This is a genomic window from Microbacterium xanthum (assembly GCF_034531355.1).
Lineage (GTDB): Bacteria > Actinomycetota > Actinomycetes > Actinomycetales > Microbacteriaceae > Microbacterium > Microbacterium xanthum.
The window spans coordinates 236,804-254,044 of record NZ_JAWHUE010000001.1 but is presented as its reverse complement, the minus strand read 5'-3'; the positions used below and the strand labels follow the sequence as shown (position 1 = coordinate 254,044).

18 protein-coding genes and 3 tRNA genes are annotated in these 17,241 nt (G+C 69.2%); 17 read left to right on the top strand and 4 right to left on the bottom strand.

What is annotated here, in order from left to right:
* Positions 1-8 precede the first annotated feature (8 nt).
* The 4 genes from RZO50_RS01270 (at position 9) to RZO50_RS01255 (ending at position 2,983) form a co-directional block, all read left to right on the top strand.
* Positions 9-299, top strand: a complete 291-nt coding sequence (locus RZO50_RS01270; protein ID WP_322597897.1) for a hypothetical protein — start codon at positions 9-11, stop codon at positions 297-299.
* Entirely contained in the window at positions 296-904 is a 609-nt protein-coding gene (locus tag RZO50_RS01265) for a GTP-binding protein (RefSeq protein ID WP_322597896.1), read from the top strand. The genes RZO50_RS01270 and RZO50_RS01265 overlap by 4 nt, the downstream gene beginning before the upstream one ends.
* A 161-nt stretch (positions 905-1,065) precedes the next feature.
* Entirely contained in the window at positions 1,066-2,127 is a 1,062-nt protein-coding gene (locus tag RZO50_RS01260; protein ID WP_322597895.1) for a hypothetical protein, read from the top strand.
* Positions 2,105-2,983: a hypothetical protein gene (locus RZO50_RS01255; protein ID WP_322597894.1), complete on the top strand. Its 879-nt coding sequence runs from the start codon at positions 2,105-2,107 to the stop codon at positions 2,981-2,983. The genes RZO50_RS01260 and RZO50_RS01255 overlap by 23 nt, the downstream gene beginning before the upstream one ends.
* A 175-nt stretch (positions 2,984-3,158) precedes the next feature.
* Here RZO50_RS01255 and RZO50_RS01250 read toward each other — a convergent pair whose 3' ends face one another.
* Complete coding sequence (locus tag RZO50_RS01250) at positions 3,159-3,647, bottom strand: YajQ family cyclic di-GMP-binding protein (RefSeq protein WP_322597893.1); 489 nt, start codon at positions 3,645-3,647, stop codon at positions 3,159-3,161.
* Between the two features lie 88 nt (positions 3,648-3,735).
* Between RZO50_RS01250 and RZO50_RS01245 the strand changes: the two genes are divergently transcribed.
* The 5 genes from RZO50_RS01245 to RZO50_RS01225 all read left to right on the top strand — a co-directional run bounded on the left by RZO50_RS01245 (position 3,736) and on the right by RZO50_RS01225 (position 7,608).
* Positions 3,736-4,650 (top strand): bile acid:sodium symporter family protein, encoded by a 915-nt coding sequence (locus RZO50_RS01245; protein ID WP_322597892.1) that lies wholly within the window; start codon positions 3,736-3,738, stop codon positions 4,648-4,650.
* Positions 4,651-4,717: 67 nt separating this feature from the next.
* Positions 4,718-5,200: an FBP domain-containing protein gene (locus RZO50_RS01240; protein ID WP_322597891.1), complete on the top strand. Its 483-nt coding sequence runs from the start codon at positions 4,718-4,720 to the stop codon at positions 5,198-5,200.
* Complete coding sequence (locus RZO50_RS01235) at positions 5,197-6,108, top strand: PfkB family carbohydrate kinase (RefSeq protein ID WP_322597890.1); 912 nt, start codon at positions 5,197-5,199, stop codon at positions 6,106-6,108. Before RZO50_RS01240 ends, RZO50_RS01235 begins: the two co-directional genes overlap by 4 nt.
* A gap of 110 nt (positions 6,109-6,218) precedes the next feature.
* Positions 6,219-6,300 (top strand) — tRNA-Tyr (locus RZO50_RS01230).
* A gap of 132 nt (positions 6,301-6,432) precedes the next feature.
* Entirely contained in the window at positions 6,433-7,608 is a 1,176-nt protein-coding gene (locus RZO50_RS01225) for a hypothetical protein (protein ID WP_322597889.1), read from the top strand.
* A 3-nt stretch (positions 7,609-7,611) separates the two neighbouring features.
* On the opposite strand, the gene RZO50_RS01220 is transcribed toward RZO50_RS01225, so the two are convergent.
* Positions 7,612-9,207, bottom strand: a complete 1,596-nt coding sequence (locus RZO50_RS01220; RefSeq protein ID WP_322597888.1) for a phytoene desaturase family protein — start codon at positions 9,205-9,207, stop codon at positions 7,612-7,614.
* 37 nt (positions 9,208-9,244) lie between these two features.
* Here RZO50_RS01220 and RZO50_RS01215 point away from each other — a divergent pair, with 37 nt between their 5' ends.
* From RZO50_RS01215 to RZO50_RS01195, 5 genes are all read left to right on the top strand, one after another.
* Positions 9,245-10,039 carry an inositol monophosphatase family protein gene (locus tag RZO50_RS01215; protein WP_322597887.1) on the top strand — a complete coding sequence of 265 codons (795 nt, stop codon included), beginning with the start codon at positions 9,245-9,247 and terminating at the stop codon, positions 10,037-10,039.
* A gap of 370 nt (positions 10,040-10,409) precedes the next feature.
* A complete protein-coding gene (locus RZO50_RS01210; RefSeq protein WP_322597886.1) occupies positions 10,410-11,534 on the top strand; it encodes a M23 family metallopeptidase in 1,125 nt (374 codons plus the stop codon).
* Positions 11,535-11,599: 65 nt separating this feature from the next.
* Positions 11,600-11,671: transfer RNA gene (locus tag RZO50_RS01205), tRNA-Thr, on the top strand.
* Between the two features lie 27 nt (positions 11,672-11,698).
* Positions 11,699-11,772 (top strand) — tRNA-Met (locus RZO50_RS01200).
* A gap of 135 nt (positions 11,773-11,907) precedes the next feature.
* Positions 11,908-12,954 (top strand): serine/threonine-protein kinase, encoded by a 1,047-nt coding sequence (locus tag RZO50_RS01195; protein ID WP_322597885.1) that lies wholly within the window; start codon positions 11,908-11,910, stop codon positions 12,952-12,954.
* Between the two features lie 48 nt (positions 12,955-13,002).
* Here RZO50_RS01195 and RZO50_RS01190 read toward each other — a convergent pair whose 3' ends face one another.
* On the bottom strand, positions 13,003-13,722 hold the full coding sequence (locus tag RZO50_RS01190) for an NRDE family protein (RefSeq protein WP_322597884.1): 720 nt from the start codon (positions 13,720-13,722) through the stop codon (positions 13,003-13,005).
* 47 nt (positions 13,723-13,769) lie between these two features.
* Between RZO50_RS01190 and coaBC the strand changes: the two genes are divergently transcribed.
* Positions 13,770-14,972: a bifunctional phosphopantothenoylcysteine decarboxylase/phosphopantothenate--cysteine ligase CoaBC gene (gene coaBC / locus RZO50_RS01185; protein ID WP_322597883.1), complete on the top strand. Its 1,203-nt coding sequence runs from the start codon at positions 13,770-13,772 to the stop codon at positions 14,970-14,972.
* Between the two features lie 63 nt (positions 14,973-15,035).
* Here the strand turns inward: coaBC and RZO50_RS01180 are convergent, their stop codons facing one another.
* On the bottom strand, positions 15,036-15,425 hold the full coding sequence (locus RZO50_RS01180) for an SHOCT domain-containing protein (RefSeq protein WP_322598714.1): 390 nt from the start codon (positions 15,423-15,425) through the stop codon (positions 15,036-15,038).
* Positions 15,426-15,663: 238 nt separating this feature from the next.
* Between RZO50_RS01180 and RZO50_RS01175 the strand changes: the two genes are divergently transcribed.
* Together RZO50_RS01175 and RZO50_RS01170 are read left to right on the top strand one after the other, a co-directional pair.
* On the top strand, positions 15,664-16,422 hold the full coding sequence (locus tag RZO50_RS01175; protein ID WP_322597882.1) for a DUF2510 domain-containing protein: 759 nt from the start codon (positions 15,664-15,666) through the stop codon (positions 16,420-16,422).
* On the top strand, positions 16,419-17,213 hold the full coding sequence (locus RZO50_RS01170) for a sulfite exporter TauE/SafE family protein (RefSeq protein ID WP_322597881.1): 795 nt from the start codon (positions 16,419-16,421) through the stop codon (positions 17,211-17,213). Before RZO50_RS01175 ends, RZO50_RS01170 begins: the two co-directional genes overlap by 4 nt.
* Positions 17,214-17,241: the final 28 nt, after the last annotated feature.

Here is a 17,241-nt window from a genome sequence, read left to right as displayed (position 1 = left end):
CATGCCGGATGGCTTCTGATCAGACCTGGGTCTCGGAGGACCAGTATCGGGGCATCCGCGTCGGGCTCCGTATCGTCGAGAGCTGGGCGACCGCGGGTGAAGAGCCGGAGCGGGAGTTGAGTCGCGCGCTGCGACGCGAGCGGGATCCGAGCGACATCGTGATCGGTCTCGCCACCGTGGCGAGGTTGCTGGCCATCGATCTCGCGGCCGCGACCGGGGCCTCGGAGGAAGCTGTCCTGGAGCGCCTCGAAAGGAATGTCGAGGCGCTCCAGCATCCCCTGGACGGCGCTCGGTCGTGAGTCGTCTGCCCGTTGTCGCCGTGAGCGGACATCTGGGTGCGGGGAAGACCAGCCTGCTGAACCATCTGCTCCGGACGCCAGGGGCTCGCATCGGGGTAGTCGTGAACGACTTCGGTGCTCTCAACGTCGACGCCGGCCTGGTGTCTGGACAGGTCGACGATGTCGCCGGGATCGCGGGGGGCTGCGTGTGCTGTCTCGACGACGCCGGCGGCTTGGATGAGGCGCTTGCCAAGCTGGCGCAGGAGAGACTCCGCCTCGATGCGATCGTCATCGAGGCCAGCGGTGCTGCCGATCCACCTGCGCTGGCGCGGCTCATCCGGTACAGCGGCGTCGAACGGGTGCGCCCGGGAGGTCTGATCGAGGTCGTCGATGCGGTCGAGCACTTCCGAACGGTCGACACCCGCCCCGAACCGCCTGCTCGATACGGTGTCGCGACGCTCGTCGTGGTGGGAAAGCTTGACGTGGTTCCGCGCGCGAAGCGTGAAGCGGTGTTCGACCGCATCGCCGCGCGAGCGCCACAACAGTCGGGTCTGCCGCTCGGCTGCTTCGGCGGTGGGCGAAGCTGCCACATGTTCAGGAAATGGCTTCTCTCCGGCGCGTGGTGAGAGGGTCTATTTTCCGAATCTCATCCTTGGGATCGGTCAGCATCGGACGGGATTGGCCAGGAACTAGGGGATCTGCGGTGAGGTCGCGATCTCCAGTTCGGGAATCTCGCCCTCTCGTCCCGCGGAGGAGATAAGCTATTACCCGAACAGGGGAGAGGGTCATGGCTAGCGTGCCGCCAATTTCCGAGGCTGATGTGCTGAGGGAGGCTGTCCGTCGACTCGTGGACGTGCTGCCAGCGAGCTGGACGGCCGAGCTTGAAGTCGAGTCAGGCGCGTCAGTGGCGCGACGAAGCGACGCTGTGCTGACAGTGCGTGCGCCAAGCGGCGTGGCCGCGACTGTGCCCGTTGAGGTCAAGCGCATCGTCGAAGGGCGTGACGTCTCGGCGATTGTCAATGCTGCAGGATCACCTCGTGGCGACCTCATCGTGATGGCTCGCTACCTCCCCGCAACCGTTCGGGAGAAGCTGACCTCGTCGGGGCTCTCTTGGGCGGACGCTACAGGCAACATCCGAGTGAGTCTCGTCTGGCCGGGTCTATTCGTCTTTAATCGGGGCGAAGACAGCGATCCATGGCGCGGGCCGGGGCGACCAAGAGGAACACTCAAAGGTGAGCCCGCTGCGAAGGTAGTCCGAGCGCTTGTGGACTTCGATCGCGACTGGTCGATGCGGGATCTGGTGGAAACATCGGGCGCGTCAACGGGCGCAACCTACCGGGTTATCGAGTTCCTGGAGGAGGAAGGCTTGGCTTCCCGTGAGAACGGCAAGGTTGTTGTTCCGGACTGGGAGACGATTCTGCGTCGGTGGAGCGTTGACTACGGGTTTATCCGAACAAACAAGACGACGAGGTGGATCGCCCCGCGAGGGATTGATGACGTCCTCGCGCGGGCTCGAACGTCTGAAATGCGCTACGCCGTAACCAGTACCGTCGCAGCCGCACGGTGGGCAGCCTACGCGCCAGCGAGATCAGTGATGATCTACGTCGAATCGGTACCAGAAGCTGCGCAGGAGCTTGGGCTTCGTGAGGCTGACAGTGGCACAAACGTGGTCCTCGCGCTTCCGAGCTACCAGGTGGCACTCGAACGCGCAGAGCTTTGGGAGGGCATTCGAACCGCGGCGGCGTCCCAAGTCGCCGCGGACCTGCTGACGGGACCCGGGAGAAACCCATCCGAGGCGGAGGAGCTAATCAGTTGGATGAAACGCAATGAACCGGTCTGGCGAAGGTAACCAGTTCATCGGACGCGATCTGATGATTGCGTCCCGGGCAGCGCTCCTCGATGCCCTCGAGGCGCTCGAGGCTCACCGTGATGCGGTCATTGTGATCGGCGCTCAAGCGATTTACTTGCGCACTAAGTCATCCCTGGTGGCTCTTGCGGAAGCAACGAAGGACAGCGATCTCGCGATCGACCCACGAGGGCTCGAGGAGAATCCCAAAGTCGAGGAAGCGATGACGCGGGCGCGCTTCTACCCGAATCCGATCAGCGGCAACCCGGGTGAATGGATGAGCCCGGCTGGCGTGCCTGTCGATCTGATGGTGCCTGAAGCAGTCGCGGGACCGGGCGGCTCCAGTGCGCGCGGCGCGAGGATTCCTCCGCATTCGCGGCGAGCGACCCGACGAGCTGTTGGGCTCGAAGCAGCGCTGATTGACAACGATAAAGTGCAGATCGCTGCCTTGGATCGGGGGGACACTCGAGTCTTTGAAGCTCGTGTTGCCGGCGTCGCTGCGCTCCTGGTTGCCAAGCTGCACAAGATCGGTGAGCGTGCAGAGTTAGACCGCCGACGACTCATTGACAAGGACGCGCATGACGTTTATCGCCTCCTTGTTGACAGTCCAACCGCGGAACTTTCGGTCAAGCTTGAGGAGCTGCTCGCAAACGACCTGAGCCGGGACGTGACGATAGCCGCGATCGACTACCTCCGGGAGCTCTTCGCGGCTGGTCCGGACGGGCTCGGGGCAGTGATGGCGGGCCGCGCCGAGGAAGGCGTCGGTGACCCCGCTTTCGTTGCACAAGCCGTCGCATTGCTCGCGACCGACCTTGTTGCCTCGGTCGACGCTCTGCGGTCGCCTGATCGCGATGCTTGAGTGAGGGTCACATCGTCGCTGCGCCGGGCGACCCCGACCAGGAAAAGTCCGCAGCGAGGCCGCAGAACCTCAGACCCGAATAACCCCGGAACTACGCGGCAGAACGGGCCACAACGAAACAGGATTCGCGGACTTTTGCGGACTGGAAGCAAAAACCCCCGATCAGAGGAGTGCGCTACCGGTAGTTGACGAACTGCAGGTCGACGTCGAGGTCGGCGGCCTTGAGCAGGCGCTGCACCTCCTGCAGATCGTCACGGCTCTTCGACTGAACCCGCAGCTCGTCGCCCTGGATCTGGGACTTAACCGACTTGGGGCCCTCGTCGCGGATGATCTTGCCGATCTTCTTGGCGTTCTCCTGCGAGATCCCCTCCTTGAGAGTGGAGACGATGCGGAACTCCTTGCCGCTGGCCTGCGGTTCGCCGCTCTCGAGGCTCTTCAGCGAGATGCCGCGCTTGATGAGCTTGGTCTGAAAGACGTCGAGGGCGGCGTTGGCGCGCTCCTCGCTGCCGGCCTTGATGAGGATGGCCTCGCCGCTCCACTCGATCGAGACGCCGGTGCCCTTGAAGTCGTAGCGCTGTTCGAGCTCCTTGCGGGCCTGGTTCAGCGCGTTGTCGGCTTCCTGGTGATCGATCTTCGAGACGATGTCAAAACTGGAGTCTGCCATCCCTCAAATCTACTCCCGACGGACCGCCGCGCGCGGGTGAAGCGGCGCGGCTCTGGTGGGGGCGGCCGGCATCCGACACACTGGGCGGATGGGATCAGCGTTGACCACCATCGGACTTCCCGTCGCGCTCGGGATCATCATGTTCGGCCTCGGGCTGAGCCTCACGCCACGGGACTTCGCACGCGTCGCGACCCAGCCCAAGGCGGTGTTCGTCGCGCTGGGATGCCAGTTGCTGCTCCTGCCGGTCCTGTGCTTCGGTCTGGTGATCCTCTTCCAGCTGCCACCGATCCTCGCGGTGGGGATGATGATGCTCGCCGCCTCGCCGGGTGGGACCACGGCGAACCTCTACAGTCACCTGTTCCGTGGCGACATCGCCCTGAACATCTCCCTCACCGCGCTCAACTCCGTCATCGCCGTCGTGACGCTCCCGCTGATCACCAACGTCGCGATCTGGTACTTCGACCCGTTCGACGACCAGCTCGGACTGCAGTGGGCCAAGACCCTCGAGGTCTTCGCGATCGTGCTGCTGCCGGTGATCGGTGGCATGGTCGTCCGCCGTCTGTGGCCGCGTTTCGCCGACGGGATGGACCGACCGGTGCGCATCATCTCCGTCATCGTGCTCGTGGTCGTCATCGCCGGCGCCGTGGCGGCGAACTGGGCGCTCCTGGTCGAGAACGCGGGTCGTCTGGCGCTGATCACCGTCGTCTTCTGCGTGCTGAGCCTGTCTGTCGGCTACCTCGTGCCGCGACTCGTGCGTGTCGGACGACGCCAGGCGATCGCCTCATCGTTCGAGATCGGCATCCACAACGCCACCCTCGCGATCGTCATCGCCCAGACGGTGCTCGGTTCGGTCGAGCTCAGCCTTCCGGCCGCTGTGTATGGCGTGCTGATGTTCTTCATCGCGTTCGGGTTCGGGTTCCTCATCCGCGGCCGGGGGGATGCGCAGAGCGAGTCCGCGCGCTCGACGGAGCGGGCGACGGACGCCGGCGAGGCGCGGACCTGACCGGTGAGATGCGTCGGCCCCGCGTGGGAGGTCCTTAGACTGGCCGCACACCGGACGAGGAGGCTGAATGCGCCCGTTGACCGAAGACGATGTCCGCGATTCGTTCGTGAACGCCGCACCGGAGGAGGTCACCCGTGTGCGACTGCCCGCGGATTTCGTGCTGACCGAATGGGACCACACGGACTTCTTCGCCTGGCGCGACCCGCAGACGCGCGGCCGCGGCTACATGATCGCCGAGGTCGGTGGGGAGGCGACCGGGGTGGTCCTCCGTGCAAGCTCGGGGTCGACCCGGCCGGCGATGTGCAACCTGTGCCACACCATGCAGCCCGGCGACCAGGTCGCGCTGTTCACTGCCCGCAAGGCGGGCGATGCCGGCGAGAACGGCGATAGCATCGGCACCTACATCTGCGCCGATCTGTCCTGCCACGAGAACGTACGGCTGGCTGCGCCGCTCGCGCCGAACGAGATTCGCGCGAGTGTCGACCGCCGCATCGACGGAACGCGGCAGCGCGCCGAAGCCCTCGTGACCCGCGTGGCGGAGGCGGCATGACCGGCCCGGTCGTGGTCATCGGCGACGCGTTGATCGACGAGATCCGCGACGAGTCCGGCGTCCGCGAGTTCATCGGGGGTGCGGCGCTCAACGTGGCGGTCGGGCTGACTCGGCTCGGAGCCCCGGCGACGCTGATCGCGATGGTCGGTGATGATGAGGCCGGCGACCACATCCGGTCCTACCTCGCCGACTACGGCGTGACCCTCCTGGCTTCACCGGCTCCGCATGGCTCATCACGGGCGGTCAGCACCCGCGGCCCGGGCGGCGAGCCGGTGTACGAGTTCAACGAGGCCGCGCAGAACCGCGGCATCCGGTTCGGCGACGCCGAACGCGCCGCGCTCGCCGAGGCCGCGGTGGTGGCCGTCAGCTGCTTCCCCTTCGACGTCCCCGCCGAGGCCGAAGCGCTCGCCGAGGCGGTCGCCGGATCCGTCGTCGCCGTCGATCCGAATCCGCGCGAGGGGATGATGCACGATCGGGCGGAGTTCGTGCGCGGTTTCGAGGCGCTGGCCTCGGTGGCCGACCTCGTGAAGGTCGGTGACGACGACGCAGCCCTGCTGTATCGCCAGGGCCTCGACTCCGTCGCAGAGGCGCTTCGCGCGAAGGGCGCCACGGCCGTGCTCGCCACGCGCGGCCGTGACGGGGCCACCGTCATGGCCGGCACCGAGACGATCACGCAGCCGATCTCGTCGATGCCCGGTCCGATCGTGGACACGATGGGCGCGGGGGACGCATCGTTCGCGGTCGCCGTCGCCGCCCTGGCCGAGGCCGACGCGGCGACGGTGCCGGACTGGCGGGAGATCCTCGCGGAGGCGATGGATGCGGCCGCAGCGACCTGCCGCTTCGAGGGGGCACTGCTGCGCCTCCCGTCCGTCTTCGACGGCGAACACGCCGACCGCATCGGCACCTGACCGCGGTGCGCCCCTCGGTTCCCGGACTCGATTTCGACGGGGACGACATCGGGGGTAGGATTGCTGATCGCGCCTCTGGTCGACTGGAAAAGCCGGACAGGTGCGCACTCGGCGAGTTACCCAAGCGGCCAAAGGGATCTGACTGTAAATCAGACTGCACTGCATTCGGGGGTTCGAATCCCTCACTCGCCACCGACCGGAAGCCCCGCCCTGTGCGGGGCTTTCTTCTTCCATCCACAGGGTCGCCCCCTGCCCTCGCCGGCTCGGTATGCGCGTGCGAGGATGGTCGGTGCGGAAGTCACCCGCGCGGAGGAAGGTTCGATCATGACGGCGCCCCATCCCACCGAGGATCACGCGGACCAGGCCACGAGCGCGCGACTCATCCGCGCCGCCATCTGGGTGGCCATCGGCGCCTTGATCGCCGCCGCGTTCGTGTGCGTGGTGTGGGTGTTCGTCGGATCCGGCAACGGCATCATCGGACGTGCCTTCCTCACGATCCTGCTCTTGGCGGGCTTCTCCGGCGCGGCGCTTCTGGACGCCCACCTCGCGCCCCGGCGTCCGGCGTGGTTCGCGCTGGCGAGCATGGGGGTGTGGGTCCTCACCCTCCTGCTGGGGGCGACGATGATCTGGATGCCCGAGCGCCTCCCCTTCAGCGGTCTGGGCCGTTTCGTGCAGTTCCTGCTCATCGTGCTGGTGCTGCAACTCGCGCTGCTCCATGTGCGCCTGTTCACGAAAGCGCTGCAGCGGAACCGCACGACCTTCACCCTCGTCGTCTACATCGTGACGGTTGTGCTCGTGGTCGCCCTGACGATCTTGGTCGTGCTGCCGCTGGCCTTCCACGAATACATCGTCTTCGCATCGCTGTACTGGAGGTTCGTCGTCGCGACCACGATCCTCGCAGCGGTCGGCACGGCGCTGCTGCCGCTGGTCAACGCGCTCTTCGCTCCGCGCGCCCCCCGGCCGCGGCCGACCCCGGCGGCCTGGCCGACCTACGTCGACGGACGGACCCCGTTGCCCGTCCTCATCGACGGCACCCCCGATTGGAACGCCTACTACACGGGGTACCCGACCCAGCCCTACGCGCAGCAGCCTGCGCCCGAAGCGGACCCCACCCCGCGCGCCTATGAACCCGTGCCGACGCACGCGCCGCAGGGTGCACCGCGCCCGTCGCCGGCTCGCTCGGCGACCACGGGCGCTCGCGCGACGCACGCGTCTTCGGGCGGGACCGAGGACACGTCGGCCCCGGCGGTGGCTGCGGCCGCAGACGCGCCTCCCGCTCCCGCGTCATCGGAGGCAGCCGGCTCGCTCCCGGCGGCCGGTCATGCCGCGCGGCAGCAGCCGACTCCGGAGATGCCGTGGGGTGCCGGAGGGATGACAGCCGGCGGTCCGCAGCGCGCTCGTCGCGCGGGCGGCGACACCGACGAGGGACAGTCGTCGGCGCCCACCGCACCGGGGTACGAAGGCTATCCGCCCCCACCGCCGCTTCCGCCGCGCCCCTGACCCTCAGGCGTCGAGCATCTCGCGGACGGCCATCGCCGCGTTGTGGCCGCCCACGCCGCTCACCGCCCCACCGCGGCGAGCACTCGAACCGCACAGCAGGATTCGCTCGTACGGCGTGGCGACCCCCCACCGCTCGGCCGGCGTCGACAGCTCTTCGTCGTCGTCTGCCCACGGCCAGGACAGCGGTCCGTGGAAGATGTCGCCGGCGGTCATCCCCAATGAATCCTCCAGGTCGACGGTCGTGCGCGCCTCGATACACGGTGCCCCCTCGGCGTCCGTGTGGAGGCAGTCCGAGAGCGGTTCGTCGAGGACGGCGGCGAGGGAACGTTCCGCCGCCTGGAGGAGCTCCGCGCGATACCGGTCGGGGTCCTTCCCGGAGGCCAGACGGTGCGGCGTGTGCAGACCGAACAGCGTCAGGGTCTGTGCTCCCGACGCCCGCAGAGCCGGTCCGAGGATCGACGGGTCCGAGAGCGAGTGGCAGTAGATCTCTGCCGGCAGGGGGTCGGGTACGGCGCCCGCCGCCGCGCTGCGGACCGCGGCCTCGAGCTGCGACAGCGTCTCGTTGACATGGAAGGTCCCGGAGAAGGCCGCCTCCGGTGACACGGACTGGTCGCGGAGCCGCGGTAGACGGCGCAGGAGCATGTTCACCTTCAGCTGCGCGCCCTCAGGGGGAGGAATCGCGGGCAGGTCCGCGCCGGCGCCCCCGCCGCGCAGCAGGTGCGACAGGACCGCCGGACCCACCCCGCACAGCACGACGCGTCCGTTGAGCACCCGCGGAGCATCGCCGGCGACATGGACCTCGCCGTCGGGGGAGATCGACGTCACCGGGGCAGAGGTCAGGATCTGTGCGCCGGCGGCGCGGGCGGCGCGCTCGAGCTCTCCGCTGACCCGCCCCATCCCCCCGACCGGCACATCCCAGTCTCCGGTCCCGCCGCCGATCACGTGGTAGAGGAAGCAGCGATTCTGCCGCAGCGACGGGTCGTCCGCGGAGGCGAACGTCCCGATGAGACCGTCCGTGAGGACGATCCCCCGTGCGATGTCGGACACCACCGCCTCCCGCACGAGACCGCCGAGAGGCTGTTCGGCCAGGGCATGCCAGAGGTGGTCGTCCGCCCACCGCCCGCGCATCTGCGAGGCGCGCATGAGGGGTTCCGTCATCGTCGGGAACGTCGCCGCGGCGATGGGAGCGATGCGGCCGTACAGTGCCTCGAACCGTGGGGCCTCACGGTGGTCTCCCGTGACGCGCAGGAACGACTCCGCGCTCGCCCGGGCATCCGCGGTGTCCACGACGATTCCGCGGCGGGGATCAACCGGGTCCGGAGTGTACGAGGAGTACCGCCGCCGGGTCAGTCTCAGGCTCAGTCCCAGATCGTCGATGATCCGCCGGGGGAGGAGGCTGACCAGATAGGAGTAGCGCGACAATCGCGCGTCGACACCGTCCCATGGCTGCTCCGAGACGGCGGCGCCGCCCACGTGGGGGAGCGCCTCGGCGACCGCCACCGATCGCCCGTCGCGGGCGAGATACGCCGCGGCGACGAGAGCGTTGTGCCCGCCTCCGACGATCACGACGTCATGGGTGTGCGTGGCGGCGGTGACCATGCCCTCACGCTAACGGTGAGACGTATAGCGTGGAAGTATGACGCTTGCCGCCGAACTCGAGGCCATCGCGATCGCCGTCGCCCGAGAAGGCGGAGACCTCGCTCGCCGCCGCCGAGGGGAAGGGGTCGCCATCGCGGCGACCAAGTCGGCGCTGGCCGACATCGTCACCGAAGCCGACCGCGAGGTCGAAGCCCTCATTCGCGAGCGGATCGCCGTCGCGCGACCCGACGACGGGTTCCTCGGGGAGGAGGGGGGATCGCATGTCGGGACCTCCGGCATCACGTGGGTCGTCGATCCGATCGACGGAACGGTCAACTATGCCTTCGGGATCCCCGCGTACGCGACCAGTGTCGCTGCCGTCGCCGGCACGCCGGAGCCCGGCCGGTGGGACGTCCTCGCCGGTGTCGTCTACAGCCCCGCTCACGGCGAGCTCTTCCACGCCGCAGCCGGCCACGGAGCCTGGCTCGACGGTCGCCGGTTGGCGGTGAACCCCGCGCCGGGGGAGGCGGGTGCCCTGCTCGCGACCGGGTTCGGCTACGACGCGGCCACCCACGCCACCGACCTTGCGCTGGTCGGTCGCATCATGCCGCTCGCACGCGACATCCGCCGCATCGGTGCCGCTGCGCTCGACATCGCCTACGTCGCAGCCGGGCGCGTCGACGGGTTCTTCGAGCGAGGACTGAAGCCCTGGGACCACGCGGCGGCCGACCTTCTCGTCACGGAGGCCGGTGGTCAGGTGGCATGGGTCGATGACGACGCCCGCCCGCTTTCGCTCGCCGCAGGTCCCGATCTTTTCGGGGCGCTCGAGCAGGCGACGACAGATCGCGGCTGACCCGCGTCCCTCGGATCCGGATCCCGCGAACCGCGTGTCCACGGATGGAGTTCTCAGCTTCTCGCGGGTAGGGTGTTTACCCGATCGTTACTTTTCACCGCCCGAACGGTGAGGAGCGTCGCCCCCCCCGACAACCGTCGCCTCCCCCGCGACTCGACCCGAGAGCCCGACCCGCTTGCTTCCCGATTCCCCCATGGCTGAGCCCGCGCCCACTCGGCGCTCCAGCCGTGCTCACCGTGCGCACGCCCAGGCGACCCCGGGAGAGATGCCGGCTGCCGCGCCGGCGACTCGCCGCGGCGCGGCGGCGTCTCCGGAATCAGCGGAACCGCATGCATCCGTCGCGTCGTCGTCGGGCGGTATCGAGACGCCGATGATCCCGGCATCGCCGCAGCCGGCCGCGCCGCTGTCCCGCCGCGCGGCGCGTGCCGCCCGGTCGGTCACCGGCGCGATCCCGGTCGACGAGGCGGCTCCCGTCACGACCCCGCTGGCCACCACCCGCGCCGCGCAGCCGCACGTCACCGTGACAGAGGTCGCGGGTGTCGATCAGGCCGCCCCGGGTGTGCCCGCCCCGGGTGTTCCCGCCGAGGGCGTCCATGCGGACGACCTCGACGCGGACGCCTTCGAGTCCGCAGCGCGCCGGTTGAACTTCACCCGCGAGACCCCGGTCCAGCCGCACGCTGCGTCCACGCCGGACGACCCCGCACAGGCAACAGCGGACATCGGTGTCGCCGTGGCCGGACATCGGGCGCGGCGCCGTTTCGAGGGTGCAGCGTTCAAGCGGCTCGCCGCCGCGTCGTTCTCGGTCGGCGTCATGGGTGCGGTCACGCTCCTGGCTGTCGGCACCACCACCCCCGCAGAGGCGCTCGCCGCCGCGACGGGGGAGAGCGTCGCGAGTGTCGTCGTCGCCCCCGGAACCACAGACCTGACCGCTGCGGAGGAAGAGCAGATCCAGGCCTACGTCGCCCCGGAGGGCGTCCAGAACCTGCAGATCCAGCGCAGCGAGAGCTACGGCACCGAGACGTATGCCGAGCTTGCCGCCGAGTCCGGGATCGCCAACACGTCGGACCTGTTCTACAACGACCCGAACGCGGACATCCAGTGGCCGTTCGCGGTCGGCGTGCCGATGAGCTCGGGCTTCGGCTACCGCTGGGGCGCGCTTCACGAGGGCGTCGACTTCGTGCCCGGCGACGGGTCGCCCATCCAAGCGGTCGCCGACGGCGTGGTGCGCGAAGCGACCGAATCCGGCGGCGCCTACGGTGTGCACGTGATCGTCGATCACGTCATCGATGGGGAGCTCGTCTCGACGCACTACGCCCACATGCAGTACGGGTCCATCCAGGTGCAGGTCGGTCAGGAGATCGAGGTCGGAACGACGCTCGGCCTGGTCGGCAACACGGGCCGTTCGTATGGTGCTCACCTGCACTTCGAGGTGCTGATGGGCGGCGAGACCGCCATCGACCCCATTCCGTGGTTGCGTGAGCACGCCGGCGGGTGATGTCGATTTCTGGAGGATGCCGGAGACCTGATATCCTCTTCTAGTTGCCCGCGCGCGGGCAGCACGCCCCGATAGCTCAGTGGCAGAGCACTTCCATGGTAAGGAAGGGGTCGTCAGTTCAATCCTGACTCGGGGCTCGCAGCATTCCTCCGCGGATGCGCCGCGGCAGGGTAGCTCAGTTGGTGAGAGCGCACGACTCATAATCGTGAGGTCGCGGGTTCAAGCCCCGCTCCTGCTACTCAAAACCCCCGGCTCCACCCGGGGGTTTTGTCGTATCCGCCCGCATACAGCGGGGATGGCTCCGGCGTCAAGGCCGCCGCGCCGGCGCCGAGCCCCGCTAGCGTCGGATCATCCCCCGACATGATGAGGCCCGATGAGCGCACCCACCGAAGCGATCGATCCGACGCTTCTGGCCGGTCGCTACCGCCTCCGCTCGCGCATCGGTGTGGGAGGAATGGCTGACGTTCACCTCGCCGAAGACGAGACGTTGCGCCGTCCCGTCGCCGTGAAGATGGTGCGGTCGCATCGGGGAACCGGCCCGCGCACGCGAGTCAGCGATGAGATGGCGCTGCTCGCGTCACTGCAACATCCCTCGATCGTCACGCTGTACGACGCCCGGGTCGGGTGCGCCGAGACGGAATTCCTCGTCATGGAATACGTCGACGGTCCGACGCTCGCCGACCGCCTCGACGGCGGCCCGCTTCCGGCGCCCGAGGTCGCCGCAGTGACGATGCAGCTCGCCGCGGCGCTCCGCGCCGCCCACGCGCGAGGCATCGTCCATCGAGACGTGAAGCCCTCGAACGTCCTCCTCGCCCCCGCCGAGCTTCCCGGACAGCCGCAGCGTGCGAAACTGACCGACTTCGGGATCGCCTACTATCGCGACGACCCGACCGGTCCCTCGCGCCCGGAGGTCATGGGCACCGCCGCGTACCTCGCGCCCGAGCAGGTTCGGGGAGCCGAACCGTCTCCGGCCGGCGACGTCTACTCGCTCGGGCTGGTCGCGCTCGAGGCCCTGACGGGGAGGCGCGCGTTCCCGTCCTCGGACGACCCTTCCGCCCTCGCGGCACGGCTGGCGGGCCCGCCGGAGGTGCCCGAATCGGTGGGGAGGCGGTGGGCGCGCCTCATTCGGTGGATGACCAGCCCCGACCCTCGGACGCGGCCGACCGCCGATGAGGTCGTCGCAGCAGCGGCGGCGCTCGCGGGACAGCGTCGGCCGGTGCACGCCGACGGTCGCGCGCCGAGTGCGGTCGGAGGCAGGCGGGCGGCGCGGCGCCGAACGCGAAGGCGCCGAATGCTCTGGGGATCGACGGCGGTCGCGGCGGTCGCAGCCGTCGCGGTGGTCGGTGCGCTGATCAGCGGGGTGGCATCGCCCGTGCCCGGCACCACGGTTCCGGTCGTGGTGAGCGAGCCGGGTCCATAGCGCCGCGAGCGTGGCGGGAGGCGGCGGGCCCGCTGCGGGTGCGCCGTGTCAACGGAGGGCGGGACGGCTCCACAGCGACGGTTCGGCCAGCTCGCCGTATCGCACATCCACGTGGTGCGGGGTGACCTCGGCCGTGCAGAGCAGGAGGGACTGCGTGGGGTAGCCGTGCGGGCGGTTGTCGCGGATGATCGCGCGGTCATCGACCGGCGAGAGCTCCGCGGACAGGTCGAGGACCTCGAGCCACGCCGCGATCCACTCGGCGTCCGGCGTCTCGGTCGTCGCGGCCCGGAAGGTCGCGAGCCATGCCGAGATGCGCGCGGTGCCTTCGTCATCGACATCGTCGTGCGCGAGCATGTGGACCCCGGGTTCCAGGAACCGGGTCTGCAGGGCATGCCCGTCCCACGACGTCACGCGGGTGCGGGGGCCCTCGACGTCGAGGAGGTTGAACCCGTGCATGCGCGGCGGAGAGGCCGGCACTCTCCCCGCCACGGCGTCGAGGGGGAGAGCGCCGCGCGAGGAGAGGTCGACGGCCGTGCGGTCCGCGATATCCGCTCGGTTGAGCAGGACCGCCAGTCGTCCGGCATCGGGGCGGGCGGCCAACCACGCGCCGCCGGCGCGCGCATCCCGCACGCCGACGATGTCCGGATCACGCTCCGGCCACCACCGGCCGAGCGGATTCCACGGTCGCTCCGGGTCTTCGTCGCGGACCGCGAGCAGGCGGGTCGGGCCGCCCGCTCCGGCGGGAACACTCACGATCACGGTGCACATCGGTTCTCCTGCGGTCTTGTCGGCGGATGCGGTGGGAGGATCGGAACGTGTTCATCGTCGTCGGCGTCACCGGTGGCATCGCCGCCTACAAGTCCGTCCACCTCGTGCGCCGTCTCGTGAGAGCCGGCCACGACGTCCACGTGATCCCCACCGAGGACTCGCTGCACTTCGTCGGTCTGACCACGTGGGAGGCGATCAGTAGGAACCCGGTGACGACGTCGGTGCACGAGGATGTCGCCCGCGTGCGGCACGTTTCGCTGGGACGGTCCGCCGAGCTTGTCGTGGTGGCTCCGGCGACGGCGAACGTCCTGGCGAAGATGGCCGCGGGTCTCGCCGACGACCTTCTGGGCACCACCCTACTCGCGACCACCGCACCGGTCGTGGTGGCGCCCGCGATGCACACCGAGATGTGGCGGCATCCGGCCACCGTGGCCAACGTGGCCGTTCTGCGTGAGCGCGGCGTGACCGTGGTCGGTCCGGCCGAGGGCGAGTTGACCGGCGGCGACAGCGGACCCGGGCGGATGAGCGAGCCGGACGAGATCGCCGACGCAGCCCTCGCCGTGCCCGGGGTGCACGATCTCGCCGGTCTTCGCGTGCTCGTCAGCGCCGGTGGCACGCGCGAACCCTTGGATCCGGTGCGGTACCTCGGCAATCGGTCCAGCGGACGGCAAGGCGTCGCCGTGGCGCTGGCTGCTGCGGACCGCGGTGCCGACGTGACGGTCGTGCTGGCCCACGCCGACACCGATGTCGCCGACCGCGTGCGACGTCACCCACGCATCCGGGTGGTGGATGTCGGGACGGCCGAGGAGCTGCAGCACGCCATGACCTCCGCTTCGTCGTCGGCGGAGGTCATCGTCATGGCCGCCGCGGTCGCGGACTACCGCGTCGCCGAGGTCTCCGCCGTCAAGATGTCCAAGAAGGGTGACGCGGGCCTCACCCTCGATCTCGTGCAGAATCCCGACATCCTCGCCGGTCTCGCCGCCGCGCGCCGCGACGGGCAGATGGTCGTCGGTTTCGCGGCGGAGACCGAGCCCGACCGTGAACTCCTGCTCGAGCGAGGCCGCGGGAAGCGTGCGCGCAAAGGGGTGGATCTCCTCGTGGTGAACGAGGTCGGCTGGACCCGCGGTTTCGACCGGACCGACAACGCGGTCGTCGTGCTCGGACCCGACGGCGCGGTCGTGGCCGAACGGCAGGGCACCAAGCGCGAGGTCGCCGACGCGCTGTGGGATGCCGTGGTGGCCCGGCGCTGACGCTCCGGCGGACGACGAAGGCCGCCACCATCGGTGACGGCCTTCGCGGAGTGGATCAGCGGATCAGGACAGTGCCTTCGCCTTGAGCTTCTCGTACTCCTCGGTGGTGATGGTGCCGGCCTTCAGCAGCTCGGCGGCGTGGGCGATCTCCTCGGCCGGGCTCTTGCCGCCCGAGACCTGCTGGATGTAGGCGTCGGTGGCGGCGCGGGCCTGCTGCGCCTCGGCGGCGCTGCGCTCGGCCATGCCCTTGCCGCGGGCGATGAGGTAGACCAGTGCGGTCAGGAACGGCACGAAGATCAGGAAGATGATCCACAGCGCCTTCCACCAGCCGCTCAGCTTGTGGTCGCGGAACAGGTCGCCGATGATGGCGAACAAGGCGAAGAGGTAGGCGATGAACGCGAAAGCGAACAGGAACCACCAGATCACGTCGAAAAAGTTCTCCCAGAAGCCCATTGTTTTCGTCCTTTCGGCTGTCATGCGAGGTATGTGCAGTCGTGGGGACAGACGGCACGCAGAGAGAGTCGGACCCCCCACCGCGGAATGATACCGCTCCCTGGGAAATCGTCGAGAGAGGTGACCCCGCATGTCATCTCGCCGTCTCGCCGCTGTCGGCACCGGATGAGGGCGGCCAGGAGCCGCCGGTAAGGTGGGAACGCGGCGCGACCCGTGCGCCCATGGATGGATTGGCGAGATGACCGCGACCCCACCCGGCTGGTACGACGACGGACACGGCGCGTTGCGCTGGTGGGACGGCATCCAGTGGACCGAGCACGTGCACGTTGCCGAGCCGATCGAGACCGCAGCTCCTGTCGCGCACGACGGGGGAGAGCCGGTCGACACGCGACCCGAGGCGCCGGCCTCGCCCGACGCCGACGCCCTTGTCTCCGGGCAACCGCCGGAGGGTTACCCCGGAGCCGGCGTCGGCGGTGCGTTCATCTCGGCGACCGAGCCGAAGACGTCGCGACTGTGGATCGTCTGGGTGGTCGTCGGTGTGGTGCTCCTGGGCATCGTCGCGCTCGCGGCGGTGTTCATCCCGCTCGCGCTCGGCATGATGCAGGGAGGTGGTTCCTCGGCGGGGGACAGCCCTGACGAGCGCGCGGCCGTCGCCACGGTGCAGACCTACGACGACGCCTGGCGCACCGGCGACTGCGACGCCTACGAGGCCTCGACCACGGAGAGCTTCCGGGACTACCTGGGGATCCCCGACTGCGAGTCGTTCCAGACCAGTGCAGCCGAGTTCGGCGCCACCACATCGGGATACGAACTGACCGTCACCTCCATCGACACCGACGGCGCCCAGATCGTGTTGCAGACACGTGAGACCTACCTGTCCAGCGTCGACGAGGCCGGGGCCCCGCTCCCCGAACCCGAGCCCGCGCGCGACGACTACACGTACGTGCTCGTGGCCGAGGGCGACGCCTGGCTCATCGACGACGCGTCGGTCGAATGAGCGAGGCCGCCGTCCGCGCGCGCACGCCGCGCTTCATCGTCACCTGCCTTCTCGTCGGCGCGCTCGCCGGGCTCCTCTCCGGGCTCTTCGGCGTCGGCGGGGGCACGGTCATCGTGCCGCTCCTGATGCTCATCCTCGGCTTCGATCAGCGCCTGGCGGCGGGAACGTCGCTGGCGGCGATCGTGCCCACCGCGACGGTCGGTGTCATCTCCTACGCCGTCCACGGGTCGGTGGCCTGGATCCCGGCGCTCATCCTGGCCGCCGGAGCCGTGGTCGGCGCGCAGATCGGCACGTGGCTGCTCGCGAAGCTGCCCATCACGGTCCTCCGATGGGGCTTCGTCGGATTCCTCGTCGTCGTCATCGTGAGCCTGTTCTTCGTGATCCCCTCCCGCGAGGCGGGGCTCCCGTTGACCTGGCTCACCGGGATCGCCCTCGTCGCGCTGGGGGTGATCACCGGCATCCTCGCGGGGCTCCTCGGGGTGGGCGGCGGCGTCATCATCGTTCCCGCCCTGGTGCTGCTCTTCGGAACCAGCGACCTGCTCGCCAAGGGAACCTCTCTGCTGATGATGATCCCCACGGCCGTGTCGGGAACCGTGGGCAACGTCCGCCGCAAGAACGTCGATCTCGTCGCCGCCGCGCTGGTCGGCGGTGCGGCCTGCGCCACCACCGCGATCGGTGCGCTCATCGCCACCCTCGTCGACCCGTTCGTCGGGAACATGCTGTTCGCGGCGTTCTTGGTCGTCATCGCGGTGCAGATGGCGATGCGAGCGATCCGCGGTCGCCGCCGCTGACGCCGCCTCCGAGACGGTGGCCCTCGGT

Bases quoted from the DNA above. Each gene is read 5' to 3' on its own strand.
- RZO50_RS01175 (WP_322597882.1), top strand. From the start codon at position 15,664: ATGACCGCGACCCCACCCGGCTGGTACGACGACGGACACGGCGCGTTG.
- RZO50_RS01220 (WP_322597888.1), bottom strand. From the start codon at position 9,207: ATGGTCACCGCCGCCACGCACACCCATGACGTCGTGATCGTCGGAGGC.
- RZO50_RS01260 (WP_322597895.1), top strand. From the start codon at position 1,066: ATGGCTAGCGTGCCGCCAATTTCCGAGGCTGATGTGCTGAGGGAGGCT.
- RZO50_RS01215 (WP_322597887.1), top strand. From the start codon at position 9,245: ATGACGCTTGCCGCCGAACTCGAGGCCATCGCGATCGCCGTCGCCCGA.
- RZO50_RS01245 (WP_322597892.1), top strand. From the start codon at position 3,736: ATGGGATCAGCGTTGACCACCATCGGACTTCCCGTCGCGCTCGGGATC.
- RZO50_RS01195 (WP_322597885.1), top strand. From the start codon at position 11,908: ATGAGCGCACCCACCGAAGCGATCGATCCGACGCTTCTGGCCGGTCGC.
- RZO50_RS01180 (WP_322598714.1), bottom strand. From the start codon at position 15,425: ATGGGCTTCTGGGAGAACTTTTTCGACGTGATCTGGTGGTTCCTGTTC.
- RZO50_RS01170 (WP_322597881.1), top strand. From the start codon at position 16,419: ATGAGCGAGGCCGCCGTCCGCGCGCGCACGCCGCGCTTCATCGTCACC.
- RZO50_RS01210 (WP_322597886.1), top strand. From the start codon at position 10,410: ATGATCCCGGCATCGCCGCAGCCGGCCGCGCCGCTGTCCCGCCGCGCG.
- RZO50_RS01235 (WP_322597890.1), top strand. From the start codon at position 5,197: ATGACCGGCCCGGTCGTGGTCATCGGCGACGCGTTGATCGACGAGATC.
- RZO50_RS01270 (WP_322597897.1), top strand. From the start codon at position 9: ATGGCTTCTGATCAGACCTGGGTCTCGGAGGACCAGTATCGGGGCATC.
- RZO50_RS01190 (WP_322597884.1), bottom strand. From the start codon at position 13,722: ATGTGCACCGTGATCGTGAGTGTTCCCGCCGGAGCGGGCGGCCCGACC.
- RZO50_RS01255 (WP_322597894.1), top strand. From the start codon at position 2,105: ATGAACCGGTCTGGCGAAGGTAACCAGTTCATCGGACGCGATCTGATG.
- RZO50_RS01225 (WP_322597889.1), top strand. From the start codon at position 6,433: ATGACGGCGCCCCATCCCACCGAGGATCACGCGGACCAGGCCACGAGC.
- RZO50_RS01250 (WP_322597893.1), bottom strand. From the start codon at position 3,647: ATGGCAGACTCCAGTTTTGACATCGTCTCGAAGATCGATCACCAGGAA.
- RZO50_RS01240 (WP_322597891.1), top strand. From the start codon at position 4,718: ATGCGCCCGTTGACCGAAGACGATGTCCGCGATTCGTTCGTGAACGCC.